Source organism: Candidatus Dechloromonas phosphoritropha (assembly GCA_016722705.1).
GTDB lineage: Bacteria > Pseudomonadota > Gammaproteobacteria > Burkholderiales > Rhodocyclaceae > Azonexus > Azonexus phosphoritrophus.
The window spans coordinates 116,060-142,694 of record JADKGN010000005.1; the positions used below are offsets into that span (position 1 = coordinate 116,060).

General features: G+C 62.7%; 25 protein-coding genes, 1 tRNA gene and 1 pseudogene. 20 read left to right on the forward strand and 7 right to left on the reverse strand.

The features are described from left to right. Nucleotides 1-142 precede the first annotated feature (142 nt). From IPP03_20115 to IPP03_20150, 8 genes are all read left to right on the forward strand, one after another. Nucleotides 143-2,590 (forward strand): NAD(P)/FAD-dependent oxidoreductase, encoded by a 2,448-nt coding sequence (locus IPP03_20115; protein MBL0354830.1) that lies wholly within the window; start codon nucleotides 143-145, stop codon nucleotides 2,588-2,590. Between the two features lie 56 nt (nucleotides 2,591-2,646). Continuing rightward, nucleotides 2,647-2,958 (forward strand): nitrite reductase small subunit NirD, encoded by a 312-nt coding sequence (gene nirD, locus IPP03_20120; protein MBL0354831.1) that lies wholly within the window; start codon nucleotides 2,647-2,649, stop codon nucleotides 2,956-2,958. A 75-nt stretch (nucleotides 2,959-3,033) separates the two neighbouring features. Continuing rightward, complete coding sequence (locus tag IPP03_20125) at nucleotides 3,034-4,248, forward strand: NarK/NasA family nitrate transporter (GenBank protein ID MBL0354832.1); 1,215 nt, start codon at nucleotides 3,034-3,036, stop codon at nucleotides 4,246-4,248. Nucleotides 4,249-4,309: 61 nt separating this feature from the next. Then, a complete protein-coding gene (locus IPP03_20130; GenBank protein ID MBL0354833.1) occupies nucleotides 4,310-5,998 on the forward strand; it encodes a bifunctional protein-serine/threonine kinase/phosphatase in 1,689 nt (562 codons plus the stop codon). A 12-nt stretch (nucleotides 5,999-6,010) separates the two neighbouring features. After that, on the forward strand, nucleotides 6,011-7,225 hold the full coding sequence (locus IPP03_20135; GenBank protein ID MBL0354834.1) for an MFS transporter: 1,215 nt from the start codon (nucleotides 6,011-6,013) through the stop codon (nucleotides 7,223-7,225). 3 nt (nucleotides 7,226-7,228) lie between these two features. Next, nucleotides 7,229-7,600: a CbiX/SirB N-terminal domain-containing protein gene (locus IPP03_20140; protein MBL0354835.1), complete on the forward strand. Its 372-nt coding sequence runs from the start codon at nucleotides 7,229-7,231 to the stop codon at nucleotides 7,598-7,600. 161 nt (nucleotides 7,601-7,761) lie between these two features. Next, nucleotides 7,762-9,702, forward strand: coding sequence for a type IV pili methyl-accepting chemotaxis transducer N-terminal domain-containing protein (locus tag IPP03_20145; protein MBL0354836.1), 1,941 nt, complete (start codon nucleotides 7,762-7,764; stop codon nucleotides 9,700-9,702). After that, nucleotides 9,703-10,371 (forward strand): response regulator transcription factor, encoded by a 669-nt coding sequence (locus IPP03_20150; GenBank protein ID MBL0354837.1) that lies wholly within the window; start codon nucleotides 9,703-9,705, stop codon nucleotides 10,369-10,371. Nucleotides 10,372-10,380: 9 nt separating this feature from the next. Here the strand turns inward: IPP03_20150 and IPP03_20155 are convergent, their stop codons facing one another. From IPP03_20155 to IPP03_20170, 4 genes are all read right to left on the reverse strand, one after another. Next, the gene (locus IPP03_20155; GenBank protein MBL0354838.1) at nucleotides 10,381-10,650 is read right to left on the reverse strand and encodes a hypothetical protein; all 270 of its coding nucleotides are present in this window, start codon (nucleotides 10,648-10,650) and stop codon (nucleotides 10,381-10,383) included. Nucleotides 10,651-10,826: 176 nt separating this feature from the next. Beyond that, complete coding sequence (locus IPP03_20160; protein MBL0354839.1) at nucleotides 10,827-11,603, reverse strand: spermidine synthase; 777 nt, start codon at nucleotides 11,601-11,603, stop codon at nucleotides 10,827-10,829. Between the two features lie 12 nt (nucleotides 11,604-11,615). Beyond that, complete coding sequence (locus IPP03_20165) at nucleotides 11,616-12,023, reverse strand: hypothetical protein (GenBank protein MBL0354840.1); 408 nt, start codon at nucleotides 12,021-12,023, stop codon at nucleotides 11,616-11,618. 387 nt (nucleotides 12,024-12,410) lie between these two features. After that, a complete protein-coding gene (locus tag IPP03_20170) occupies nucleotides 12,411-13,061 on the reverse strand; it encodes a class I SAM-dependent methyltransferase (protein MBL0354841.1) in 651 nt (216 codons plus the stop codon). 254 nt (nucleotides 13,062-13,315) lie between these two features. Between IPP03_20170 and IPP03_20175 the strand changes: the two are divergent. Further along, nucleotides 13,316-14,532 (forward strand): annotated as a pseudogene (locus IPP03_20175) (IS256 family transposase). Nucleotides 14,533-14,631: 99 nt separating this feature from the next. Here the strand turns inward: IPP03_20175 and IPP03_20180 are convergent. Further along, nucleotides 14,632-16,017: an IS4 family transposase gene (locus IPP03_20180; GenBank protein MBL0354842.1), complete on the reverse strand. Its 1,386-nt coding sequence runs from the start codon at nucleotides 16,015-16,017 to the stop codon at nucleotides 14,632-14,634. Nucleotides 16,018-16,148: 131 nt separating this feature from the next. Here IPP03_20180 and IPP03_20185 point away from each other — a divergent pair, with 131 nt between their 5' ends. Next, nucleotides 16,149-16,400 carry a hypothetical protein gene (locus IPP03_20185; protein MBL0354843.1) on the forward strand — a complete coding sequence of 84 codons (252 nt, stop codon included), beginning with the start codon at nucleotides 16,149-16,151 and terminating at the stop codon, nucleotides 16,398-16,400. Between the two features lie 60 nt (nucleotides 16,401-16,460). Here IPP03_20185 and IPP03_20190 read toward each other — a convergent pair. Further along, nucleotides 16,461-16,535: transfer RNA gene (locus IPP03_20190), tRNA-Arg, on the reverse strand. Between the two features lie 184 nt (nucleotides 16,536-16,719). On the opposite strand from IPP03_20190, the gene IPP03_20195 reads away from it, so the two are divergent. The 10 genes from IPP03_20195 to IPP03_20240 all read left to right on the forward strand — a co-directional run bounded on the left by IPP03_20195 (nucleotide 16,720) and on the right by IPP03_20240 (nucleotide 26,244). Then, complete coding sequence (locus IPP03_20195) at nucleotides 16,720-18,669, forward strand: ATP-binding cassette domain-containing protein (GenBank protein MBL0354844.1); 1,950 nt, start codon at nucleotides 16,720-16,722, stop codon at nucleotides 18,667-18,669. 37 nt (nucleotides 18,670-18,706) lie between these two features. Then, nucleotides 18,707-19,909 (forward strand): MFS transporter, encoded by a 1,203-nt coding sequence (locus IPP03_20200; protein MBL0354845.1) that lies wholly within the window; start codon nucleotides 18,707-18,709, stop codon nucleotides 19,907-19,909. Further along, on the forward strand, nucleotides 19,861-20,040 hold the full coding sequence (locus tag IPP03_20205) for a hypothetical protein (GenBank protein ID MBL0354846.1): 180 nt from the start codon (nucleotides 19,861-19,863) through the stop codon (nucleotides 20,038-20,040). The genes IPP03_20200 and IPP03_20205 overlap by 49 nt, the downstream gene beginning before the upstream one ends. Before the next feature lie 52 nt (nucleotides 20,041-20,092). Then, nucleotides 20,093-20,734, forward strand: a complete 642-nt coding sequence (locus tag IPP03_20210) for an MBL fold metallo-hydrolase (GenBank protein MBL0354847.1) — start codon at nucleotides 20,093-20,095, stop codon at nucleotides 20,732-20,734. A 64-nt stretch (nucleotides 20,735-20,798) separates the two neighbouring features. Next, nucleotides 20,799-21,416 (forward strand): DNA-3-methyladenine glycosylase 2 family protein, encoded by a 618-nt coding sequence (locus IPP03_20215; protein ID MBL0354848.1) that lies wholly within the window; start codon nucleotides 20,799-20,801, stop codon nucleotides 21,414-21,416. Between the two features lie 57 nt (nucleotides 21,417-21,473). Beyond that, entirely contained in the window at nucleotides 21,474-22,442 is a 969-nt protein-coding gene (locus tag IPP03_20220; GenBank protein MBL0354849.1) for an acetyl-CoA carboxylase carboxyltransferase subunit alpha, read from the forward strand. Then, entirely contained in the window at nucleotides 22,411-23,382 is a 972-nt protein-coding gene (tilS, locus tag IPP03_20225; GenBank protein ID MBL0354850.1) for a tRNA lysidine(34) synthetase TilS, read from the forward strand. Before IPP03_20220 ends, tilS begins: the two co-directional genes overlap by 32 nt. Before the next feature lie 78 nt (nucleotides 23,383-23,460). Next, nucleotides 23,461-24,339 carry a 4-hydroxy-tetrahydrodipicolinate synthase gene (locus IPP03_20230; protein MBL0354851.1) on the forward strand — a complete coding sequence of 293 codons (879 nt, stop codon included), beginning with the start codon at nucleotides 23,461-23,463 and terminating at the stop codon, nucleotides 24,337-24,339. Nucleotides 24,340-24,349: 10 nt separating this feature from the next. Continuing rightward, nucleotides 24,350-25,480, forward strand: coding sequence for an outer membrane protein assembly factor BamC (bamC, locus tag IPP03_20235; protein ID MBL0354852.1), 1,131 nt, complete (start codon nucleotides 24,350-24,352; stop codon nucleotides 25,478-25,480). Continuing rightward, entirely contained in the window at nucleotides 25,480-26,244 is a 765-nt protein-coding gene (locus tag IPP03_20240) for an MBL fold metallo-hydrolase (protein MBL0354853.1), read from the forward strand. The genes bamC and IPP03_20240 overlap by 1 nt, the downstream gene beginning before the upstream one ends. A gap of 52 nt (nucleotides 26,245-26,296) precedes the next feature. On the opposite strand, the gene IPP03_20245 is transcribed toward IPP03_20240, so the two are convergent. Beyond that, nucleotides 26,297-26,608 (reverse strand): hypothetical protein, encoded by a 312-nt coding sequence (locus IPP03_20245; protein ID MBL0354854.1) that lies wholly within the window; start codon nucleotides 26,606-26,608, stop codon nucleotides 26,297-26,299. Between the last annotated feature and the right edge of the window lie 27 nt (nucleotides 26,609-26,635).

Below are 26,635 nucleotides of genomic sequence, written 5' to 3' on the forward strand. Positions count from 1 at the left end.
GGACTTATGTGGCTGGCACGGCGATTGCTCCGCTTTAGCCGGAACAGCGAATCAATTGCCAATGACGGTGGTCGGATAGTAACGACGCGAGGCGCTGAAATGGATTTTGCACCCGTGGGTGCGCGCAACACTGGAGCGAAGAATGAGCAAACCCCGCCTCGTCCTGATCGGTAACGGCATGGCCGGTGTCCGCACTGTCGAAGAGCTGTTGAAGATCAAGCCGGACCACTACGACATCACGATCTTCGGTGCCGAGCCGCACCCTAACTACAACCGGATTCTGCTGTCGCCGGTGCTGGCCGGTGAAATGACCATTCAGGAAATCGTCCTCAACGAGATGGACTGGTACAAGGAAATGGGCATCAGGCTGCACACTGGCAAGCAGATCAGGACGATCGACCGTGTCAAGCGCAAGGTGATCGCCGAGGATGGCACCGAGGAGGCTTACGACCGCCTGCTCATCGCCACCGGTTCGACGCCCTTTATGCTGCCGATTCCCGGCAACGATCTGCCCGGCGTCATCGGCTACCGCGACATCAAGGATACCGACGAGATGATTGAAGCTGCCCGCCTGCACAAGCACGCGGTGGTGATCGGCGGCGGCTTGCTTGGCCTGGAAGCGGCCAACGGCTTGAAGCTGCGCGGCATGGACGTGACCGTGGTGCACCTCGGGCCGTGGTTGCTTGAGCGCCAGCTCGACGAAGTGGCCGGCCAGATGTTGCAGAAATCGCTGGAGGACAAAGGCCTCAAGTTCCTGCTCCAGAAGCAGACTGAAATGCTGATCCAGGGTGAAAGTGGCCGCGTCGCTGCGGTGCGCTTCAAGGACGGCATGCAGATTCCGGCCGATCTCGTCGTGATGGCCGCTGGCATCCGCCCCAACTACACGCTGGCCGAATCCTCCGGCATTTATTGCAACCGCGGCATCGTGGTCAACGACACCATGCAGACTTACGACCCGAAGGTGTATGCCGTCGGCGAGTGCGTCAGCCATCGCGGCATCGCCTATGGTCTGGTCGCCCCGCTCTTCGAGCAGGCCAAGGTCGCCGCCAACCATCTGGCCGGTTACGGCATCGGCCGCTACACCGGCTCGGTGACCTCGACCAAGCTCAAGGTCACCGGCATCGACCTCTTTTCCGCCGGCAATTACATGGGCGGCGAAGGCACCGAGGAAATCCTGCTCAACGACCCTTATGGTGGCGTGTACAAGAAACTGGTGATCAAGGACAACAAGCTGGTCGGCGGCGTCATGTACGGCGATACGGCCGACGGCCCGTGGTATTTCCAGCTGCTCAAGGATGGTCGCGACATCCATGAAATCCGCGACCAGCTGATATTCGGCCAATCGCTGGTTGGTGACGTCGGCCATGCCGGCAACAGCAAGGCTGCCTCAATGGCGGACAGCGCCGAGGTTTGTGGCTGTAACGGCATCACTAAGGGCGTCATCGTCCAGGCGATCAAGGCCAAGGGCCTGTTCACCCTCGACGAGGTGAAGAAGCACACCAAGGCGGCGTCGTCCTGCGGTTCCTGCGCCGGCCTGGTCGAGCAGATTCTTGCCTCAACGATCGGTGGCGCCTACACCCCGGCCGCTTCCGACAAGAAGCCGGTTTGCGGCTGTACCGATCATTCGCACAAGGTGCTGCGCGACGTGATTCGCCAGCAGCATCTGATCACCAAGGAAGCTGTTTTTGGCTACATGGAGTGGAAGACGCCGAACGGCTGCGACAAGTGCCGCCCGGCGGTCAATTACTACCTGATCTCGACCTGGCCGCATGAAGCCAAGGATGATCCACAGTCACGCCTGATCAACGAACGCGCCCACGCCAATATCCAGAAGGACGGCACCTATTCGGTTGTTCCCCGCATGTGGGGCGGCCTGACGACGCCCAACGAGCTGCGCGCCATTGCCGATGCGGCGGAAAAATATCAGGTGCCGACCGTCAAGGTCACCGGCGGTCAGCGCATCGACCTGCTCGGCGTCAAGAAGGAAGACTTGCCGGCGATGTGGGCTGATCTGAATGCCGCAGGCATGGTGTCTGGCCACGCCTACGGCAAGTCGATCCGCACGGTGAAGACCTGCGTCGGCATGGAACATTGCCGTTTCGGCACACAGCTGGCGATGTCGATGGGCGTCAAGCTGGAAAAGATGTTGTTCGACATGTATGCGCCACACAAGGTCAAGCTGGCCGTTTCCGGCTGCCCGCGCAACTGCGCCGAGGCCGGCATCAAGGACGTCGGTATCATCGGTGTTGATTCCGGCTACGAGTTGTATATCGGCGGCAACGGCGGCATCAAGACTGAAGTGGCGCAGTTTCTGTGCAAGGTGCATTCCGACGAAGAGGTCATGGAATATGCCGGTGCCTTCCTGCAGCTTTACCGCGAAGAGGGTTGGTATCTCGAACGTACCTGCCACTACCTCGAACGCGTCGGCATGGATTACGTCAAGGGCAGGGTTGTTGAAGACGGCGAGAGCCGCAAGGCGCTCCATGGCCGCCTGCTTGATTCGCTGAAGGACGCCAAGGATCCGTGGGCCACCTCGCGCGAGCCGCAGGCGATCAAGCAGTTCATTCCGATTGCGCTGGCCGTCGAGTAGGTCAGGGCGCTTGCTACGGTCGACACGAAAAAACACTGAAAATCGAGGATAGAACCATGAGCAACTGGAAACTGATCTGCCCGCTGGAAGACATTCCGCAACTCGGCTCGCGCATCGTCAAGCCGACGATAGGCGCCGACATCGCCATCTTTCGCACTAGCAGCGACGAGGTCTTCGCACTGCACGACAAATGCCCGCACAAGGGCGGGCCGCTGTCGCAGGGCATCGTCCATGGCAAGCGTGTCACCTGCCCGTTGCATGGCTGGAACATCGGCCTTGATCACGGCCAGGCGGTCGCACCAGATGTCGGGTCGTGCACAAGGTTTGAAGTGAAAGTGGAGGGTGGCGAGGTATTCCTTTCCGTCTGACGAGAGCAGCGGCTGGCCTAGCAGCAGGTCGCTCGTGAAACGACCGCTATCGCGGTCAAACTGGAGAAAGTAACAATGGACAAGAAATCATTCCTCAAGGCCGGCCATACGCCGACGTTGCTAGTGGCCTTCCTCTACTTCGACCTCGCCTTCATGGTCTGGGTCATTCTTGGCCCGCTCGGGGTCGGCATCGCCAAGGAACTCGGCCTGTCGCACGCCGAAAAGGGCCTGATGGTGGCCACGCCAGTGCTGGCTGGCGCGCTTCTGCGCATCGTCATGGGCATTCTGGTCGATCGCCTGTCGCCAAAAAAGGCGGCTATCATCGGTCAGGTCGTCGTCATCACGGCGATGGCATATGCCTGGCTGGCGGGTGTCCACTCCTATGCCGAGGTGTTGATCCTCGGTGTTTTCCTCGGGGTTGCCGGGGCCTCATTCGCTGCCGCGCTGCCACTGGCCTCGCGCTGGTATCCGGCCGAGCACCAGGGCACGGCGATGGGCATCGCCGGCGCCGGCAACTCGGGCACCGCGCTGGCCGCCCTGTTTGCCCCCGGACTGGCTGCCGCTTTCGGCTGGACCAACGTCTTCGGCATCGTGCTGATCCCGCTACTCATAGTTCTGGTCGCCTTCGTCTTCATGGCCAAGGATGCGCCCGATGCGCCGCCGCCCAAGACGCTGGCCGAGTACATGAAGGTGCTCAAGGACAAGGACGCCTGGTGGTTCATGTTTTTCTACTCGGTGACTTTCGGCGGCTTTGTTGGTCTGGCTTCGTCGCTGGTCATCTACTTCAACACGCAATATGGCCTCGATCCGGAAACTGCCGGCTTCTTCACAGCCGGCTGCGTCTTCGCCGGTTCGCTGGTGCGCCCGATCGGCGGCAATGTCGCCGACCGTGTCGGGGGCGTCAAGTCGCTGACCGTCATGTACATCTTTGCCGCGATCTTCCTCGCCATCGTCAGCTTCGGTCTGCCGCAGGCATGGATGGCACTGGCTGCCTTTGTCGGCGCGATGCTGGCTCTCGGCATGGGCAACGGCGCGGTGTTCCAGTTGGTACCACAGCGCTTCAAGAAGGAGATTGGCGTCATGACCGGGCTGGTCGGCATGGCCGGCGGCGTCGGCGGCTTCTACCTGGCTTACAGCCTCGGTTATTCCAAGCAACTGACTGGTACGTACCAGTCCGGCTTCCTGATTTTTGCCGCACTCGCCGTGCTTGCACTGGTCGGGCTTACCGGGGTCAAAACCCGCTGGCGCACTACCTGGGGTGCCAGCCACCTGACGGCCGCCAGGATCTGACGTAGAGTTGCGGGGCGGGGTAGCCAGATGGCTTCCCCACTTTTTTTCTGCGGACCATGCCATGCCATTGCAAGTCGCTGTCGGCTACGCCTCGCTGACCGGCCCGCGCGAGCGGAATGAGGATTTTTGCGGTCTCGCCACTCCCGATGGCCAGGAGCTTGAAAACAAGGGAATCATCGCCGCCGTCGCCGACGGCATCGGCGGCCACAAGGGCGGCCGCGAGGCAGCGGAATATAGCGTGCGCGGCCTGCTCGCCGATTACTACGCGACGCCCGATACCTGGAGCGTGCCGCGCGCCATCGAGACGGTGACGACGGCGCTCAATCGCTGGGTCATCGCCGAAGCGAGCCGCAACGCCGAACTGGCCGGCATGGCGACGACGCTGTCGGCGCTGGTCCTGCGCGGTCGACGCTATTACACGGCGCATATCGGGGACAGCCGGATCTGCCGGATGCAGGAAGGGCGGCTGGCCGCGCTGACCGTCGACCACACCTGGGAACACCCGGAACTCAAGAACGTCCTGTCGCGCGCCGTTGGCCTCGACTCGCGCGTGCTGATGGACTTCGCCGACGGTGAGCTGGTCTTGAACGATCGCTTCCTGCTGGTTTCCGACGGCGTCTGGGGCGTGCTGCCCAATGCGCTGATGGCCGAAGTTCTGCTCGACCATCCCGAGCCGCAGGCAGCCGCCGCCGCCCTGAGCAGTCTGGCTCTGGCACACGGCGGGCACGACAACGCAACGGCGGTCGTCATCGACGTGCTGGCCCTGCCGCGGGCGAGCCTGCGCGACAGCCTCGAGAGTGCCGCCAGCCTGCCCCTGCCGCATCGCCTCAGGGTCGGGCACGAAATCGACGGGCTGATTGTCGAGGAAGTGCTGCATGATGCCCGCGAGACGCTGCTCTATCGCGTGCGCAACCTGCGCAATGGCCAACAGCTCGTGCTCAAGACGCTGCAGCCGACGCTGCAAGGCGATGCCGGCGCCAGCGCCGCGCTGCTGATGGAAGAATGGCGGACGCGACGGGTGCTTTCTCCTTGCTTTCCGCAGGTTGTGCCGTCCGATGAAAGAAGCGGTCTGTACTACCTGATGACCTGGCACGCCGGCGCCACGCTGCAGGCGCGGCTCGATGCCGATCAGCATTTTCCGGTCGGTGATGTCGTGCGCTTTGGCATCGCGCTGCTCAAGGGCATTGCCGCGCTGCACCGGCTCGATATCGTGCATCGCGACATCAAGCCCGACAATGTTCATCTCGGGCAGGATGGCGCGTTGCGCATCCTCGACCTCGGTGTTGCGATCAGCCTTGGTGAGCGCAAGGCCGACGACCCCGTCGCCCAGGCCGGAACGCCATCGTACATGGCGCCCGAACTCCTTGCAGATGCGCCGCCGGCGCCGGGCTTCGATCTTTACGCCGCAGGTGTTACGCTCTACCACCTGCTTACCCGCAAGTACCCTTATGGCGAAATCGAACCCTTCCAGAAGCCGAAATTCGGCGAACCCGTCCGACCGACCCGCTGGCGCCCGGAAATTCCTGGCTGGCTCGAGAACATCCTGCTTAAGGCCGTCGCGCGCGAGGCGCAGGACCGCTTCGAAACTGCCGAGGAATTTCTGCTGGCGCTCGAGCGCGGCTCCAGCCGGCCGCTCGCGGCACCCAGCCGGCGGCCGCTGGTCCAGCGCAATCCGCTCATGCTGTGGAAGATCGTCGCCGCCGCTTCGCTCGCGGTCAACTTTGTTTTGTTGCTCAAAATTCTGCGCTAGGGCGAGGTGGGAATGAGTTTCGCGCCAAGGTCAACGCTCGGGCAGATCCCGTCGGGGGTCTGGGTGCTCGGCATCGTCAGCCTGCTGATGGATATCTCGTCGGAGATGATCCATAGCCTGTTGCCGCTGTTCATGGTTACCACGCTTGGCGCGAGCGCGCTGGTGGTCGGGCTGATCGAAGGGCTGGCCGAGGCGACAGCGCTGATCGTCAAGGTTTTCTCGGGGGCGCTCAGCGACTACCTTGGCCGGCGCAAGGGGCTGGCGGTCTTCGGCTACGCGCTGGGGGCGCTGACCAAGCCGGTTTTCGCGCTGGCTTCCGGCACTGGCATCGTCCTCGCCGCCAGGCTGCTTGACCGTGTCGGCAAAGGGGTGCGCGGTGCGCCGCGCGACGCGCTGATCGCCGACATCGCGCCGCCGCAGGTGCGCGGCGCGGCGTTCGGCCTGCGCCAGTCGCTCGATACGGTCGGCGCCTTCGTTGGTCCGCTTCTCGCTACCGGCCTGATGTTGCTGTGGGCCGACGATTTCCGGTTGGTGTTCTGGGTCGCCGTGATTCCCGGCCTGCTCGCCGTCGCCCTCCTCTGGCTCGGCGTTCGGGAACCTGACAAGCCGGCCCCGGAAAGACGCAGCAACCCCATCCAACGCGACAATCTGCGCCGTATGGGCGCTGCCTACTGGTGGGTTGTCGGGGTCGGCGGCCTGTTCGCCCTGGCCCGCTTCAGCGAGGCCTTTCTCGTCCTGCGCGCGCAGCAGATTGGCATCGCGCTGGCGCTGGTTCCGCTGGTCATGGTCGTCATGAACATCGTCTACGCGCTCGCGGCCTATCCCTTCGGCAAGCTCTCCGACCGCGTCAGTCATTCCCGCCTGCTTGCCGGCGGGCTCATTGTGCTCATCGCCGCCGATCTGGTGCTGGCCGCCAGCAGTCACTGGAGCGCCCTGCTCGGCGGGGTGGCGCTGTGGGGCATCCACCTCGGCATGACGCAAGGCCTGCTGGCGACGATGGTCGCCGATACCGCGCCGGCCGACCTGCGCGGGACGGCGTTCGGTTTCTTCAATCTGGTCAGCGGGCTGGCCATGCTGGTGGCCAGCCTGGTTGCCGGTCTGCTCTGGGATTCCTTGGGCGCGGCGTTCACCTTTTATGCCGGCGTGGCCTTCTGTCTGGTGACGCTGGCGGCACTCGCCTGGCGTCCCGCCGGCGCACGGCAAACCCCTGCCCGAAGGGAAGCCTGATCCATGGCCACCGCGCTGATCCTCTTCGCCCACGGCGCCCGCGACCCGGAATGGGCAAATCCGCTGCGTCGCATGCAGGCGGCGGTTCGCCGGCGCGCGGGTGATGTTCCGGTCGAACTGGCCTTTCTGGAATTCATGCCGCCGACGCTGCACGATTGCGCGACCGCGCTGGTATCCGGCGGCGCTGGGAAAATTATCGTGATACCGATGTTCATCGCCCAGGGCGGGCATCTCAAGCGCGACGTGCCGGTAATGCTCGACCGGTTGCGGTCGACCTGGCCGGAAGTGCAATTTTCGCTGAGCGCGGCCATCGGCGAGAATGAAACTGTCGTCCAGGCCATCGCCGCGGCGGTGCTCGAGGCAGCCGCCCTGTAGCTTGCCGGGTGAGCAGGCAGGCCGACCGGACACGTACTCCCGCCGCCGTCGTCGCATCCGGAGTGGCCGGAAGCAGAGATTTTGCCGTCCCTTGACCGGGACGCTTGCATTTTTCGCGAACACGAGGCTAATGTGCTTGGCACAAACTTACCGAGGCATTGATGTTCGTCGTCCCTGGAAAGCTTTCGCGCAAGATAGTCGGGATGCTGTCCGTCTTCTTTCTGGTGGCCCTCGCGGCGATCGGCATGACGCTCTACCTCTCCTGGCAACTCGAGGGCGTGGCGGCAGCGATCAACGACGCTGGCAGCCAGCGCATGCGCGCCTATCGCATGGTCCACATGATGTCGCATGGGCTAGCAGGCAGGCAGGACGCTGCCGGGTTCGTAACTCGCCTACGGGCCGAAATCGAGGGCTTCGACCAAGTGCTGCTCGATCTGCGCCGGGGTGATCCATCGCGACCCATGGCGCCCCCGCGCGATGACGAAGTCGGGAAACGGCTGCTCGCCGTTGAGGATTTCTGGTATCAGGCAATCCGTCCTTTGGTTGCTGGCTTTCTCAGCCAGGTGCCGGATCGGCGCCGGGTGGCCGTCGAGCGCTTAGATAGCCAGGTGGAAGATTTCGTCGGGAATATCAACGACCTCGTGCTGGCGATGGAACAAAGCTATGCCGCGAACACCAATCTCCTGCGCTCGGTGCAGGCGGCGCTGGTGCTGATGGCCGGCCTGGGGACGGCAGTCCTTATCTGGTTCTTCAATCAGCAGGTAATCCGCCCGGTCAACGAATTGCATGCCGGCATCCGGCGAATGGGAGAGAGTGACCTCGGAGTTCGCGTTCCGGTCGGGAGTGACGATGAATTCGGCGGTCTGGCGAACGGCTTCAACGAGATGGCCGAACATCTGCAGGCTGCCTACAGTACGCTCGAGGAACGCGTGGTGGCGGAAACGCGGAGTCTGGGTGAGCGCAACCGGGAACTGGGCATCCTATACGAAATAACCGCCGTTCTCAGCGAGCCAGTGCCGATTGAGGCGCTGTGCCAGGGGTTCCTCAGCCGGATCCGTGCGGCGCTGGGGGCCGATGCCGGCGCCGTGCGCCTCTACGCCGCCGATACCGAGAAGCTCTACCTGATGACCCATGAAGGCCTGTCTGCGGAATTCGTCGCCCGCGAGTCGGAAATGGATTGCGGCGACTGCCTGTGTGGCGATGTCATCGATACCGGGATGCCGGTCGCCTTCGACACGGTCAACCCGCCGCCCGGCATGAAGTTGCGCACCTGCATCCGCGAGGGCTTCGCTTCCGTGACGGCCTTTACCGTGCAGTACGACCGGCAGCGGATCGGGGTTTTCAATCTCTACTTCCGGCAGGCGCATCCCGTTTCGGCGCAGGAGGTGAATCTCCTCGAAACCCTTGGCCGGCATCTTGGCGTGGCCATCGAAAACCAGCGGCTGCGCTTGCGCGAGAAGGATCTGGCGGTTTCCGAGGAGCGCAACCTCCTGGCCCAGGAACTGCACGACTCGATCGCCCAGGGGCTCGCCTTCCTCAATATTCAAGCCCAGTTGCTGCAGGATTCGCTCAACAAGCAGGATGTCGAGGAAGCAAGCGGCACCGTGGCGCAACTGCGGGCCGGCATCCAGGAAAGCTATGACAAGGTCCGCGAGCTGCTGGTCCACTTCCGCACCCGGATGCACCAGACCGATCTCGATTCCGCCATCGTGGCGTCCCTGGCGAAGCTGGAGGACCAGACCGGCGTCGCGGTGCGCTTCGATCGCTCGGGCAACGGCCTGCCGCTGCTGCCTGAAAGCCAGATTCAGGTCATGCACATCGTTCAGGAATGCCTGTCCAACATCCGCAAGCATGCCCGCGCCGCGACCGTCAAGGTGATCGTCAGACGTAGTCGGGAAGGCATGCATATCGAGGTTGCCGATGACGGTGTCGGATTTGACCCGGAAACCGATCCCGCGGTATTGTCCGACCGCCATGTCGGGCTCAAGATAATCAGGGAAAGGGCGCGCCGCGTGGGCGGTCAGTGCCAGGTGAAATCGGTGACGGGGGAGGGCACGCTTGTGTCGCTGTGGCTGCCCCGGCAACAAAGAGAGGCTGCATAAATGGGAGAAAAAATCCGGGTCCTGATCGTCGACGATCACGCCCTCTTTCGCAGTGGTGTCAAATCGCTCCTGCAGCGGCATCCGGAATTCGACGTGGTGGACGTGGCGGGTGACGGCCTCGAGGGTGTCAAACGGGCAAAGTTCCTAAAACCTGATGTCGTGCTGCTTGACATCAACATGCCGGGCATTCCCGGCCTTGATGCCTTGCGCCTCATCGTCGAGGAGGTGCCGGAAACTCATGTCCTGATGCTGACTGTTTCCGAGGATGCGGAAGACCTCATGGAGACCCTGCGCGGCGGCGCGGCGGGCTATCTGGTCAAGAACATTGAAACCGAAGCGCTGGTCGATGCCATCCGTCGTGCGGCGGCGGGCGAATCCGTCGTTTCGCTGCAGATGACCGCCAAGTTGGTGCAGGGGGTGCGCGATCAGGCCAAGGCGGACCTGGCGGCGCACCATCACGACAAGTTGTCGCCGCGGGAGAGAGAAATTCTTGGTTGCCTGGCGCACGGCGACAGCAACAAGGAAATCGCGCGGTCGCTCGATCTCGCCGAAAGTACGGTCAAGATCCACATCCAGAATATTTTCAAGAAGTTGAACATGACGAGTCGCGTGCAGGCGGCGCTCTATGCCGCCGAACACGGACTCGGCGCGCAGTCGCGCGACCGTTAGGCACGGGCCTCAGTCGCGGATCGGCTGCGGGCAGCGCCGGCGGAAATCCTCGTAGGTGCGCAGGTGCCTTGCCGCGCTGACGTGATCGCCACGGTGGACCGCGCGCTCGGCACGATTCTTGAGCACGCCGCGCATGTGCTCCAGGCCACGCCGGGAACGCAGCAGATTGTGGCCGACCACGACGGCGACGATAGGAGGCAGGTTCTCCTCCTCGGCGATGGCGGCGACTTCCTGTTCGGTAAGGTCGCACATGTCGATACAGTCTCTGAGTGCAAGCATCGCAGTAATCCTCAAATTATTGCCAATCCATATGACTTCGACAATAAGCCAAAGTTCCGGTCAATCCGGCGTCTCCGGGAGAGAAGCGAGCCGTCGGCGCGGGCAATTTCCAGACGCGTTCGTCAATAAATCCGGGTCGACCGCGCCACACGGGAAGTGCCCCCAGGGGCAACTGGCTAGATTCTGGGTACCCCTCCGGGAAGCGGATGGGCGAGTTGTAGTCGGCTGATCGTCGATCGCAGGTCGAGGCCGGATGCCTTCTTGAGTAGAAGGGCATTTTCGCGCATGGCATCCAGCGAGATTTCCACCGGTTCGCCGCCGGTTGCGAAAGCGATGGTGTTGCCGCTGTCGCTCGACGGGAAAACCGCGACGCGCCCGTCGAACGCAACCGCGAGGCGTTCGACGCTGGCAGCAAAACCCTTGCTGCGACCGAGCAGATTGACACCGAGCAGTCCGCGGTCGCTCAGTCGGGCGCGACAGGCCTGGTAGAAGGGCAGGGTGTCGAGGATTCCGGCGCGGGCGTCGGCATCGAAGCCGTCGATCAGGATGTAGTCGAAACGGCGGTCGCCGGCCAGCATGAAGTCGGCGCCGTCGCCGATGACCACGGCCAGGCGTGCGGGATCGTCCGGCAGCCTGAAATGCTGGCGGGCGATGAATTCGACCCGCGGGTTGATCTCGACGACCGTGCTCTGGCACTCTGGCAGGTTGCGGTAGATGAACTTGGCCAGCGAACCGGCGCCCAGCCCGACGAGCAAGGCGCTGCGCGGCCAGTCGGGATCATCGCGCAGCAACAGTCCGGCCATCATCTCCCGCGTGTAGGCAAGTTCCAGCGACCACGGCCGGGCAATGCGCATCGCGCCCTGCACCCAGTCTGAACCGAAGTGCAGGTAACGCACGCCGGCCTCCTCACTGATATCGACCGAATGTTGTGGCGGCTGCTTGCGGGCTTTCATGGTCAAATTGTCCTAGACGCCACTGCTCGGGGCTTTCCCCGAGTCGGTCCAGGCGAGCACCAAGAATTTCGCCACCGGAGCGCAGGTGCCCCTTCGCTGAAAGATGTTGAGCCCGTTGCGCAGGTGCGAATCATCCAGCGGGGCGCGGCGGCTGCCATGGTCGATCGAGACATCGACCAGTGCCGAGCCGGGGTGGAACTTCGGCAATTGCTCACGGCGCGGCGGCTGCGGCGCTTTCGCGCTGGGAACGAGGATGACGTCAGCGGCGGAACGGTCTCCAGCGCAAGGGCCGATGGCAGTACCGGCACCTCGCCGCACGCTGACCCATTGGCCGTGTCGCACCATTTCGCGAACGCTGCCCGGCGTCAAGCCGACCCGGTATTCGTGATTCCTGATTTCCTGCGGAACGCCGACCAGCATATCCTTCTCCTTGATTCGTCGCTGCTTCCATCCTGGCTGAACGATCGTCCGGCCGGGACGGTTCGGTGCACCTCACCGATAGTGGTCAATCTAGCGGAAAATAACATCAGCAACGGATCGACCATAGGCAGGAATGCAAGAAATTCGTTCGAACTGGCGCGGATGCGCCTGAATCTGTTCCGGCCAAGCATGCGCCAGGAGCAGGAAAAAGGTGCGAGAGCGCAAGGCACCGACAGCGAAACCCCAAGTTGCCGGCATGCCCGGGCGGGGTGTCGCCGTACCCGTTAGGGAGGTGCCCGACAGCTCGATAGCGGTCGTTCCGACGCAGCCCGGGATCCGGGAAAATCAACTGCCTGGACCCTGGCTTTCGCCAGGGTGACGAGTATTTCAGCGTTTCCTCCGACTGCCGCGCTCCGCGCTTGCGAAGGCAATCCCACAGTAGTTGTAGGTGAGCGGCCGAGGACCGGGCAGGTACATCGCCTTGAGGTCCGGGCACTCGAAGCCCGCCTCAAGCAGCAGCGACGGAATGTCGCGGTCGAGATGACAGCCCCCGGCAATTTTCTTCCACCATGGCGTGATGCGCTCCTGCCAGCGCCGCACCCAGGGATCGGGTGCGCGCCCGTGTTCGCAGAAAATGAGTTGCCCGCCGGGAACCAGGACGCGCCGCATTTCCTTCAGGGCAGCCAGCGGGTCGGGAATCGTGCACAGCGTGTAGGTGACGATGACCGTGTCGAAGCTGGCGGCGGCGCGCGGAATGCGTTCGGCGGACAGACCGACCAGATCGACCTCGAGGCCGGCGCTACGGATGCGCTTCTTCGCCAGTTCGTGCATTTCCAGCGCAGGATCGAGCCCGGTGAGCGATTCGATCCTGGTCTTGTCGTAATGCCGCATGTTGAGGCCGGTGCCGATGCCGATCTCCAGCACCCGGCCATGCGCCAGCGGCACGACCTTGGCCCGCTGATGGCGCACCGCCTTGACGCTGCATGCCGAGTCGATCAGGTAGGGCAGCAGCGTTCGCTCGTACCAGTTGGGCTTCATGTCATGCACCTTATTTGTTACACGCGAGTTCTTTGGGCGTGTTTTAATTTGACTTGTTACTTTCATGGCAGTTTCTGGGGACAGTCGAGATGGAAGAAATCGGGTTTGATGTCCAAGGTTCTGCTCCTGAGCCTTACCGTGTCACTTTCATACGATTGAGTCCCTAAACTGCTGTAAATCGGGTGGCAGGTAGCCACCGCTTCGATTCGGTAAACTGACGTTGCGAGACGATCGATAACCGAAGGAGAGAAGCGATGACTGGGTATGAGGTTAGCGTAGGAACGGACTTGCTGCCAGGGCTTTTAAACGGGCAGGACGGGCTGGCGAAACTGGTGGAAGCGGTGCTCAATCAAGTACTGGAGGCGCAGGTGACGGAAACGCTGGGGGCGACGCGGCACGAGCGCACGGACGAACGGGCCGGCTATCGCAACGGCTACCGGCCACGCACCCTTTACACGCGGGTTGGGCCGGTGACGCTGCTGGTGCCGCAGACGCGGGACGGCAGCTTTTCGACGGACATCTTCAAGCGCTACCAGCGGAGCGAGCAGGCCTTCGTTCTGGCGCTCATGGAAATGGTCGTGCACGGTGTCTCGACGCGCAAGGTCTCGGCGATCACCGAAGAGCTGTGCGGCGCCAGCTTCTCCAAATCGATGGTGAGCGCACTGTGCGCCGGACTGGAACCGCGGGTCAGCGCGTTCAACGAACGGCGGCTGGACGGCGAGTATCCCTTCGTGCTGGTCGATGCCCTGTTCATCAAGAGTCGGCAAGAAGATCGTGTGGTTTCGCGTGCCGTGCTGACCGTCTCAGGCATCCGCTCCGATGGCTTCCGGGAGATTCTGGGCGTGCGGATCGGCGACACCGAGAGCTTCGCCACCTGGGACGAGACCTTCCGCTGGCTCAGAGGGCGCGGCCTCAAGGGCACGCAGTTCATCATCTCGGACGACCACGGCGGCCTGCGTGAAGCGGCAGCGCGGCACTTTCAGGGGCCAGCTGGCAACGCTGTCAGGTGCATCTGATGCGCAACATTCTGGGCCAATGCAACACCCGCCACCGCGCCGAGGTGGCAGCTGCCGTCAAGCTCGTGCTGCAGGCGCCCGATCTGGTCGAGGCCAAGCGCCGCCTGGCGGAATTCACCGAGCGCTTCGCCAAGAGCGCCCCCAAAGCGGTGGCCTGCCTCGAAGCAGGATTCGAGGATGCCATGGCGGTAATGGTCTTGCCCGAGAAGTATCGCAAGCGGCTACGCACAACGAACATGCAGGAGCGGCTCAACGAGGAAATTCGCCGGCGGGAGCGCGTGATCCGCATCTTCCCCAACGACGAGTCAGCCTTGCGCCTGATCGGCGCTCTGCTGGCCGAACAGAACGAGGCTTGGCAGGAACGGAAGTACCTCGACATGGATGAATTCAAGGAGTGGGCGGCTTCCCGCGCCGCAGCTAGCGAGGGCAACAACGTTGTTGCCCTCGCTAGCTGAAAACCATTCGTCATTCATCGGATCGAAGAGTATTTACAGCAGATTTTGGACTTGACTGACAAATGCCGTATATGGTTTGGACTCAAGGGCGAATGGCACTTACTTAAGCTTTTTGGGATGTCCATTTTTCATGACGATAGCTTTGGCGAGATTACGTGGTTTGGTGAGCATTGGATAGGGTTTAGGTCGTCGTTTGACGGCGCGAGGCTCGATCCGGCCCGGTCGGTTACCGACCTGTTGTTGGGCGATTAAAACGAATAGTTCGCTGTGTATGTTGTGATGGCTACGGCTCGCAAAGGGTGCCCAGGCGAGCCAGATTTGCACGGTATGCTTGAAGCTCAGTTGGCGCGGCAATCTGTGGGAGAGCATCGCAGCCTGAGCCATCATTAACCGAATCAGATTGTAGGCGAGGAGATAGACCCAGATTTCCTTGATCGCCATCGCAGGCGTCAGGCAACTCAGTCGTTCCATGCCGAGCGTGGTCTTGATGTTGCGCAGATCGAGTTCAACGTGCCAGCGATCCCGATAGAGCGATTTCAAGGCCGTCTTGTCGGTTTGTTTTGGGCAAAGCAATGTCGTCACCCGTGTCTTGCCACCGACCCGAAGCTCGCGTACGGTCAGACTCTCGGGGGCCTGATCGTAGTCGGCCTGAGGCATCCAGTCGGGTTTGCTGGCGGGTTTTGGCAGCACGATCAGATGATCGCACTGCCCCAACTGCCGACCTCGGCAAAAATCGGTGGTGCGTTGCCGCGCGCCATTTTGTTCAAACACCGCATCAATGCACCGCTCGCGTAATGAGCAGAGGAGAAAGTAGGTGGCGTAGAAGGCGTCGCCCAACAGTAAATCACCCTGCTCCAGGGAATCGAATATCGAACGCAGCAACGACTGCTCATCGCTGCCCTTGCCCCGACAGGAGCCGGTCGCGGCATTGAGGACCGCCCCGCTACCCAAACAAACGAGCCCAACGATCCGGCACTGCGGGAAACCCAACCCCGGCTTCTGGCTCGTCGGTTGCGGGTGGACGACCTGATTGTCTGAGGTGTCGGGCATTACGACGGTCGTCCCGTCCACCAGACGGACGGGACGACCCCGCCAATGCCAAGCTGTCGGCGCCTGCGTGGCGACTCTTTGCCCCACGTGGCACGCCAGTGTACTGAGCATCTTCAAAGGCAAGCGCTTTCGCGCCCGGCAATAGGCGCCCGTGTGGGTGCTGCCCGGCACCAGGCCGCCAACCAGGCATTTGACCGCACGGTCATTGACTGCCTTCTGGCAGGAACAATCGGTGCTCAGCGCTTGGGCCAGAAACATCGACAACGTCTCCGTCGGGGGATATTGCCTTTCTCGGTGGGGCGGCAGTTCAGATTCCACGGCATCGAACAATTCCGGCCCCATCAACAGGTTGAAAAACGCATAGGCGTCGCTCTGGGCAGCGTGGGCCTTGACCGTTCGGTGTTGCTGTGCGCGTGTACTGCGGATAGGATGCATTTGGGCTGGCTCATCGTGGGCGGGTTGGGTGTTTGGCGACGCCAACTTATCACGCGTCGATCCAGCCTGTTTCATCATTTGCATCAAAGAGTTGAACGTTAAGTAAGTGCCATTCGACTCAAGGGCCGTTCTTGAGCTTCAAGGAAGGTGACTTGATTCAAGCCAGAGATGGTCGTTCGGCTGTACAGGTTCGATTCGCGAACCCTATGGGCTGGGACCCTTCCAAGGGCGAGATGTATCAGGGGAGCGTGTTTTATTTGGAATACGAAGTATCCGAAGGCGTCTACACTAAATTGCAGGAACGCACTTGCACTCAAATGCAATTCTTGCAACTGGTGATATTTGGCAAATACGAATCCGAGTTAGAGAGCGGTTCGCCGTAGGCAAAGTTCAGTTCGATAGGAACACGGTGGGCTGGTGGAGGGTGTTCTCGAATTTCAATGTGGTACCCCCAGGTGGAATCGAACCACCAATTCGCCCTTAGGAGGGGCGTGTTATATCCATTTAACTATGGAGGCCGCGCATGCGCCGGGTTCCGGCGCCATCGCCAAGAACGCATTGTACCGGTGTAGTGCCTGCTTCGGATAGTTGCGGCGATCGTCCGACGTATCTCAAACCGAATGCGTCGCGCGCGGCGCCAAGCGGATAAAATGTCGCTTCCCTTGGCCGGCGGTTCCGCGGGTCGCCGTTTTCAGAATTCCGATGCCTTATCTCAAACTTTCCGACGCCTGTCTCGCGTATGGCCACGTTCCGCTGCTCGATCACGCGGATTTCCTGCTCGACCCGGGCGAGCGCGTCGCGCTGATCGGCCGCAACGGGACCGGCAAGTCATCCCTGCTGGCGGCTCTGGCGGCCGGAACCGGGAGGGGCAAGCTCGACGACGGCGAGGTCTGGGTGCAGCCCGGTATCCACGTCGGCTACGTACCCCAGGAGCCGCTCTTCGATGCACGGTCGACGGTGTTCGCGGCGGTGATTTCGGGGATGGGCGAGGCCTCGCGCCTGCTCGCCGCGTATCACGGCGTTTCACACCAACTAGCCGAAGGTGCCGGCGATCACGATGCCTTGCTGGCGCAGATGGATGCCCTGCAGCACGAACTGGAGGCCTGCGGCGCGTGGACCCACGAGGCGCAGGCGGAGAAGGTCATCGATCGCTTCGGGCTCGACCCGGACGCCAGAGTCGGCAGTCTTTCCGGCGGCCAGAAGAAGCGTCTGGCGCTGGCCCAGGCGCTGGCCATCACGCCGGAGGTGCTGCTCCTTGACGAGCCGACCAATCATCTCGACATTGCCGCCATCGAATGGCTGGAGAACATGCTGATCGAGACCGGTGTCACGCTGCTCTTCATCACTCACGACCGGACCTTTCTCGATCGTGTGTGCACGCGCATCGTCGAGCTCGATCGCGGCAAGCTGGCGAGCTTTCCCGGCAGCTTCAGCGACTACCAGCGGCGCAAGGAACTGCTGCTGCACGAGGAGGCGCTGGCCAACGCGCGCGCCGACAAGTTGCTCAAGGAAGAAGAGGTGTGGATCCGCAAGGGTGTCGAGGCGCGGCGGACGCGAGCGGTATTCCGGGTCCAGCGGCTCGACCTGCTGCGCGCCGAACGTCAGGCGCGGCGCGAACGCATGGGGAAGGTCAATCTGCAGCTCGATGCCGGCGACCGAAGCGGCAAGCTGGTCGCCGAACTCGAGCATGTCAGCAAGTCCTATCCTCCAAGGGGACTTCCTGCGGGGCGTGGTCAACAGCCGGTCGTGCGCGATTTTTCAGCGCGTATCCAGCGTGGTGACAGGATCGGCGTGATCGGCCCCAATGGCGCCGGCAAGACGACGCTGCTGCGCCTGATTCTCGGCGAGTTGAAGCCGGACGCCGGCATCGTCCGGCTGGGAACGAAGATCGATGTTGCCTATTTTGACCAGTTCCGTACCCAGCTCGATCCGGATTCGTCGCTGGTCGATGTCATTTCCCCGGGCTCCGATTTCGTCGACATCGGCGGTGCGCGCAAGCACGTGATTGGCTACCTCGAGGACTTCCTTTTCCGGCCCGAGCGGGCAAGATCGCCGGTCAGTTCGCTATCCGGCGGCGAGCGCAACCGCCTGCTGCTGGCCCGCCTGTTTGCCAGGCCGGCCAACGTGCTGGTTCTCGACGAGCCGACCAACGATCTCGACATCGAAACGCTGGAACTGCTCGAGGAATTGCTCGCCAACTACGACGGGACGCTGTTCCTGGTCAGCCATGACCGGACCTTCCTCGACAATGTCGTGACCCAGACCATCGCCGCCGAGGGCGACGGCCATTGGAAGGAGTATGCCGGCGGCTACAGCGACTGGGCTGCCTACAAGGCGAGCGTGGCCAGGGAGTCGGCGAGACAGAAGACCGAGGCCAGGCCGGCAGTCAAGGCTCCCGAGCCGACAAAAGCCAGGGGCGACAAGTTGTCTTGGAAGGAGCAGCGCGAGCTCGAGGCACTGCCAGGCCAGATTTCCGCACTCGAGAGCGAACAGGTTGAACTGGGCAAGCGCCTCGCCGATGCGTCGATCTACCAGAGCGATCCGCAGGCGGCACAGACGGCGGCCGGGCGGCTGGCGGTCATCGACGATGAACTGATGGCGCTGCTCGAACGCTGGGAAGCGCTTGAGGCGCGTGCCGGGAACCCGGCATGATCCGCGTTTTCGAATTGAATTTTGGAGACTGTTGCGCATGAGCAAGCCAAGCTGGCGCACACCGCTGGTCATCCTGGTGGGCGGCTGCATCATCCTGACGTTGGCGATGGGCGTGCGCCATACCGGCGGCCTTTTCCTGCAGCCGATGACCGCCGACCACGGCTGGAGCCGCGAAACCTTCTCGTTCGCTTTCGCGCTGCAGAATCTGATCTGGGGGCTGGGCTCACCTTTTGCCGGGGCGCTCGCCGACCGTCACGGCGCCGGGCGCACGGTGCTCGGCGCCGCCGTGCTCTATGTCATCGGGCTGGTTTTGATGGCCTATTCCGCCACGCCTCTGGCTTTCAATCTCTCGGCCGGCGTGCTGGTCGGCCTTGGCCTGTCCGGCACCACCTTCGCCGTCATCATGGGCGTCATCGGCCGCCACACGACCCCCGAGCGGCGCAGCCTGGCACTCGGCATCGCCAGCGCTGGCGGCTCCTTCGGCCAGTTCGCTGTGCTGCCGGTCGGCCAGATGCTGATCTCCACCTACGGCTGGCAGAGCGCACTGGTGCTGCTCGCCGCCGGGGTCGGACTGATCGCGCCACTCGCCTACGCCATGGCCGATGGACACAAGCCGTCGGCGGGCGCCGGCCAGTCGGTCGCCCAGGCTTTGCATGAAGCCCGTGGCGAGAAGAGTTTTCACTACCTTTTCTGGGGCTATTTCGTGTGCGGCTTCCAGACCGCCTTTATCATGCTGCACCTGCCGTCTTTCGTCGTTGACGCCGGCTTCTCGGCCAATATCGGCATGACCGCGGTGGCGCTGATCGGTCTCTTCAACATCTTCGGCTCGTTCTTCTTCGGCTGGGGCGGCGGGCGCTACAGCAAGAAAAACCTGCTGGCCATCATCTATGCGCTGCGCGCCGTGGCGATCGCCTTTTTTCTGCTGTTTCCGCTGTCGACCGCAACGGTCTGGATTTTCGCCGCTGCGATGGGTCTCCTGTGGCTCGGCACGGTGCCGCTGACCAACGGCCTGATCGCCCAGATCTTCGGCCTGCGCTACATGTCGATGCTGACCGGTGTCGTCTTCCTCGGCCACCAGCTCGGCGCCTTCCTCGGCGTCTGGCTGGGTGGGCGAATTTTCGACCAAACCGGTTCTTATCTGCTGGCCTGGCTGATCGCCATTGGCCTCTCGGTCGTTGCCGCGCTTTGCTCGTGGCCGATCAACGAGAAGCCGCTGGCACGGCAGGCGGTGCCGGCATAAAGCCGCACTGGCGCTGGTTTCTCGCCGGGGTCGGCGCCGCGCTGGCGATCCTGCTGCTGGCCTTCATCTTCGTTTCTTACCAAATGCCGGAGCTGCTGCTCGACTGGTCCAACCTCCGCTATTGCGGCTAGGCGATTGCTCTGCGTGCGATAATTGCCTTCATTCAGTTATTTGCGGCCCGCTATGCGCTACACGATCATTCCCGTTACTCCCTTCGAGCAGAACTGCACCGTTTTCTGGTGCGAAAAGACCCGCCAGGCTGCTGTCATCGACCCGGGCGGAGACGTCGAGCGCGTCCTCGACTTTCTCGATCAGGAGAAGCTGATGCTGGCGAAAATACTCGTCACCCATGGTCATATCGACCATGCCGGCGGGGTGGCCGCGCTGGCGGCGCGCACCGGCGCGCCGATCGAGGGGCCGCAGGAGGAAGACCGTTTCTGGATCCAGAGCATGCCCCAGCAAAGCAAGATGTTCGGTGTGTCGAGCGCGTTGAGCTTTGAGCCGGACCGCTGGCTGCACGCTGGCGACAAGGTGAATTTCGGCGAAATCGAGCTCGAGGTTTTACATTGCCCCGGCCACACGCCCGGCCATGTCGTCTTCTTCCATCGGCCGAGCCGGCTGGCGCAGGTCGGGGATGTGCTGTTCCAAGGGTCGATCGGGCGCACCGACTTCCCCCGTGGTGATTACGACACGCTGATCCGCTCGATCAAGGAGCGCCTGTTCCCGCTCGGTGACGATGTTGAATTCATCTGCGGGCACGGCCCGATGTCCACACTGGGCGAGGAGCGGCGCCACAACCCTTTCCTGAGCGGCAGGTACGGCTGATCGGGCGGCCGGAGTTGCTGTTGCGGTCGACGCCGTTTTCCGGCCAATTTTCGCAAAGGCCGCGATGACCCCTCCCTACTGGCAGCAGGCCGCGCGCGAGCTGGCGGCCGCCGACGAGCGCATGGGCGAACTGGTTGAGCGCTATTCTGGCCTCGGTCTCGTTTCGCGCGGTGACCCGTTTGCGACTCTGGCGCGTTCGATCGTCGGGCAACAGATATCGGTCAAGGCGGCGGATTCCGTCTGGGGGCGTTTTGTCGCGGCGCTACCCGAGGTTTCACCGCAGGCGGTCATGGTGGCTGGCGAGGAAGGTCTCGCCGGTTGCGGCCTGTCGCGGCGCAAGAGCGAGTACGTGCGCGATCTTGCGGCGCATTTTGTCGCGGGGCGACTCGATCCATCCGCCTGGGCCGCGCTGGACGACGAGGCGCTGATTGCCGCCCTCACCGAGGTGCGCGGCATCGGCCGGTGGACCGCCGAAATGTTCCTGATCTTCAACCAGCTGCGTCCGGATGTTTTCCCCATTGACGATCTCGGCCTGCGGCGGGCGGTGTTCGAGCGCTACTTCGCCGGCGCCAGGCAGTCGCGTCAGGTGCTCGCGGAATTTGGCGAGCGCTGGCGGCCCTGGCGCTCGGTTGCGACCTGGCACCTGTGGCGCAGCCTGGACCCGCTCCCGGTCGAGTATTGAGCCGGGCGTTTCGGGCTTTGAGTTAAAATACGCGCCAATCAGGAAAACGGTCTGTCCATGAAAACAACCTTTCTCGACTTCGAACAGTCGATCGCCGAACTCGAATCCAAGATCGAAGAGTTGCGCTTTGTTCAGGATGATTCCGCCGTCGACATCGCCGAAGAGATCGAGCGACTGGAAAAAAAGAGCGCCCAACTGACCAAGGACGTCTATGCCAAGCTTTCGCCGTGGCAGATTTCCCAGGTGGCGCGCCATCCGCAGCGCCCCTACACGCTCGATTACCTGTCGCTGATCTTCTCTGATTTCGAGGAATTGCACGGCGATCGCGCTTTCGCCGACGACCATGCCATCGTCGGCGGCCTGGCCCGTTTCAACGGTCAGCCGGTGATGGTGATCGGCCACCAGAAGGGACGCGATACCAAGGAAAAAATTTATCGGAATTTCGGCATGCCGCGCCCGGAAGGTTACCGCAAGGCCTTGCGCCTGATGAGGCTGGCCGAGAAATTCGGCCTGCCGGTGCTGACCTTCGTCGATACGCCGGGCGCCTATCCCGGCATCGATGCCGAGGAGCGCGGCCAGTCCGAGGCGATCGGCCGCAATCTCTACGTGATGGCCGAGTTGAAGGTACCGGTGATCGTCACCATCATCGGCGAAGGCGGTTCCGGCGGCGCGCTGGCGATTGCGGTCGGTGACGTTCTGCACATGCTGCAATACTCGACCTACTCGGTGATTTCTCCCGAGGGTTGCGCCTCGATTCTCTGGAAGAGCGCCGACAAGGCGCCCGAGGCGGCCGAAACCATGGGGATTACCGCGCCGCGCCTGAAGACGCTTGGGTTGGTCGACAGGATTGTCAGCGAGCCGCTAGGCGGTGCGCATCGCGACCATGTGGCGATGGCGCAATCCTTGAAGAAGGTGCTGCAGGATGCGCTGATGAACCTCTCCGCGCTGTCGACCACGGAACTGCTCGCCAAGCGCTACGAGCGGCTGATGAGCTATGGCCGCTTCAAGGAACAACCTGCAAAGTAGTCTCCCGGCCAGGGTTGCCGCGTTTCTCGCAACCCGTACGACGCCGGGTGAGGACATTTGCGTGGGACTCTCGGGTGGTTGCGATTCGGTCGCCCTCCTGAATGTTCTCGCTATTCTTGTTCCGCACGGGCATTTGCGGGCCGTGCACGTCCATCACGGCCTGTCGACAAATGCCGATCGCTGGGCCGATTTCTGCACTGACTATTGCCGGGATCTCGGCATCGGCCTGTTGGTCGAACGTGTCGAAGTCGACCGGCGCAGTGGCCTCGGACTCGAAGCGGCAGCCCGTGAAGCGCGCTACCGGGTGTTTTCCGGGTCAACCGGCGGACTTCTCATGCTTGGGCATCATCAGGGTGACCAGGCGGAAACCCTGCTCTTCAACCTGCTGCGCGGCACCGGCGTTTCCGGAGCCGCCGGCATGCCGGTCGACCGGCAGCATGGCCAGCTACGCATCCTGCGCCCGCTGCTCGACACCAGCCGCGAAGAAATCGAAGCCTATGCGCGGCAGCACGCGCTCACCTGGGTGGATGACGAAAGCAACGCCGATACCGGCCTGACGCGCAATTTCCTGCGTCATTCGGTGTTGACCGCAGTCGCCAGCCGCTTTACGGCAGCCGAGAAAAATCTGGCGCAGGCAGCCGGGCGCTTCGCCGAGGCCGCTATCCTGCTCGACCAACTGGCGGCCATCGACTGGCAGGCAGCGGCAGTCGACGACACCCTGGATCTAAAGAAAATCCGCGACCTGTCCCCGCCGCGCCTGAAGAATCTGTTGCGCCACCGGTTGCGTCAACTGGGCTGGCAGGCGCCGGCAGCCGCCCGCCTCGAAGAGTTTGCGCGGCAATTGCAAAGCGCCGGCCCGGATCGTCATCCTTCGCTCGATCTGGCCGAAGGCAGCATGGTTTCCGGCCAGGGCAGACTGCGCTGGATCACCCGAGGGTAACAATCTGTTACCAAGCGCCTTTCCGCTGCAAGTAGCGTTAAGTTACAATCGTCAAATTATTTTCCTGCCGAATACGCCATGATTACCGGATCCCTTGTCGCCATCGTCACCCCCATGCAAGAGGATGGCAGTCTTGATTTGACCTCCCTGCGCAACCTGATCGACTTCCATGTGCGCGAAGGTACCGATGCCGTCGTTGTCGTCGGCACCACCGGCGAATCGCCGACCGTCGATGTCGCCGAGCACTGCGAACTGATCCGGGTCACGGTCATCCATGCCGCCGGCCGGATTCCCGTGATTGCCGGTACCGGTGCCAATTCCACCGATGAAGCGATCGAGTTGACCGAGTATGCGAAAAAGGCTGGCGCCGACATGGCGCTGTCGGTTGTTCCTTACTACAACAAGCCGACCCAAGAAGGCCTCTATCGCCACTTCAAGGCAATTTCCGAAGCTGTCGAACTGCCGGTCCTGCTCTACAACGTGCCCGGCCGCACGGTGGCCGACATGTCCAACGACACCATCCTGCGTCTGGCGCAGGTGCCCGGTATCGTCGGCGTCAAGGATGCCACCGGCAACCTCGACCGCGCTTGCGACCTCATCGCCCGTGCACCCAAGGGTTTCGCCCTTTACAGCGGCGACGACATGACCTGCGTCGCCTCGATCATGCTCGGCTTCCACGGCAATATCTCGGTTACCGCCAACGTGGCGCCGCGCCTGATGCACGAAATGTGCGTCGCCGCCGCCGCCGGCGACGTCGCGCGGGCCCGGGAGATCCACTTCCGCTTGCTCGGCCTGCATCGCGACCTGTTCTGTGAAGCCAACCCGATTCCCGTGAAGTGGGCCGTCCAGCAACTCGGGTTGATGCCGGGCGGGATCCGCCTGCCGCTGACGTCCCTGTCCGAAGCCAACCATGCCCGGGTCCTAGCCGCCATGCGCCATGCCGGCCTGCTCGCCTGACGGAGTGAACATGAATCATCGACTTTCGTGGTCTGTACCTGTAATGACGCTTCTGGCCATTGCCGTCGCCGGATGCAGCGTCGTTCCGGATTCGAAAAAGATCGAGTATAAGTCCGCGGGCAAGGTTCCGTCGCTCGAGGTTCCGCCAGATCTCACGCAGGTGACACGCGACGATCGCTATGCCGTTCCCGATGCGGCAGGCAAGGGCAGTGCTACCTTCTCGGCCTACACCGCCGACCGCACGCCGGGGGCCCAGGCAAAAAATTCCGTCGTTCTGCCCGAGGTGGAGAAGGTCCGGGTCGAGCGCTCGGGTAACCAGCGCTGGCTGGTGGTGGCTGCACCCGCGGACCAACTGTGGGGTCGGGTCAAGGATTTCTGGCAGGAGAACGGTTTCATCATCGCCATAGAACGGCCCGATGCCGGGGTGATGGAGACCGATTGGGCCGAGGACCGCGCCAAGATCGACGACGACATCATCCGTGGCACACTTGGAAAATTCTTGGACTCCCTCTATTCGACTGGTGAGCGCGACAAGTTCCGGACCCGCTTCGAACTCGGCGCGGAGCCAGGAACCACCGATATTTTCGTCAGCCATCGTGGCATGGAGGAGGTCTATACCTCAACCTCCAAGGATGAGACCCGCTGGCAACCGCGCCCGGCGAATCCGGAACTCGAGGCGGAGATGCTGCGGCGCCTGATGGTCAGCCTTGGAGCGGAAAACAAGCGCGCCGAGGCCAGTGTCGCGGCGGCCAAGGCGGAGCCGCGCGCCAGGCTGGCCAGCAACAACGAAGGGAGCGGAAGCCTGGAGGTCTACGAAAGGTTTGACCGCGCCTGGCGCCGGGTTGGTCTGGCTTTGGACCGCGTCGGATTCACGGTAGAGGACCGGGACCGTTCCAAGGGGCTTTATTACGTTCGCTACGTGGATCCGGATGCCAACCTCAAGAAGGGTACGGGCTGGCTCGACAAGCTGAGCTTCTGGAAGAGTTCCGAACCGGCGGGCAGCGGCAAGCCGCAGTACCGCATCCATGTCAGCGAGTCGGGAGAGAACAGTGTTGTTCAGGTTCTCTCCAGCGAGGGCGGTACCGACAAGTCGGAAACCGCGAAAAGGATCCTGAGCCTGCTCTATCAGCAGTTGCAGTGATCCGCTTTGCGTCGCTCGGGAGCGGCAGCGCAGGCAATGCGCTGCTGGTCGAAAGCGGTGCAACCTGCCTGATGGTCGATTGCGGTTTCGGGCAGCGCGAGACGTTGAGGCGTCTCGCGCGCCTTCGGCGTGATCCGGCGGACCTGAGCGGGATTCTGATCACCCACGAGCATGGTGACCATATCGGCGGCGTATTTCCTTTTGCCCGCCGCCATCGCCTGCCTGTCTGGTTGACTCACGGAACCCTCGCGGCGTGCGTATCCGCAGCCGACGGTGTTGATGTCCGAATCATCGACAGCCATGTGGCGTTTGTGGTCGAAGCGCTGCAAATCCAGCCCTTTCCCGTTCCGCACGACGCCAGGGAACCGGTTCAGTACGTGTTCTCCGACGGTGTCCGGCGGCTGGGGCTGCTGACCGACGCTGGTGGCGTCACCCAGCACATGCGTGACATCTTGTCGGGAGTCGATGGGCTGATCCTCGAATGCAATCACGACGCGGCACTGCTGGCTGCATCGAACTATCCGCCGTCATTACGGCGCCGGATAGCCGGCCGTCTCGGTCATCTGGAGAATGGTGCGGCGGCGGGACTGTTGCGCGAGATCGACTGCAGCAGGTTGCAGCACGTGGTTGCGGCGCATCTGAGCGAACGCAACAACCATCCTTCGCTGGCAATCGGCGCCCTCGCGACGGTACTCGGCGATGCTGCCGGGCGGGTCAGCGTGGCCTGTCAGGAAGCGGGTTTCGACTGGTGCCAGCTGGCTTGACGGTCAACAAAAAAGCGGAGCCGCAGCCCCGCTTTTGCCGAAATCCGAAGAATTACTTCTTGGCTTCCATACCGGCTTGCTTGGCGGCTTCCATGCCAGCTTGCTTGGCCGCTTCGATAGCAGTGCTTTCCTTGCCAGCCATGCCGGCTTGAGGAGCAGCAGCGCCGGCCATGCCAGCATGTTCAGCAGGCTTGGCGGCTTCCATGCCGGCTTGCGGAGCGGCCATGCCAGCTTGCGGAGCAGCAGCCGGAGCCGGAGCGGCGGCGGGAGCGGGCGCCGGAGCGGCAGCTTTCGGCTCTTCCTTCTTGCCACAGGCAGTTAGGGCAACAGCAAGCAGAACAGCAACGAGAATAGACTTATTCATGGTGATTTCCTTATCGACAAGAAGAAA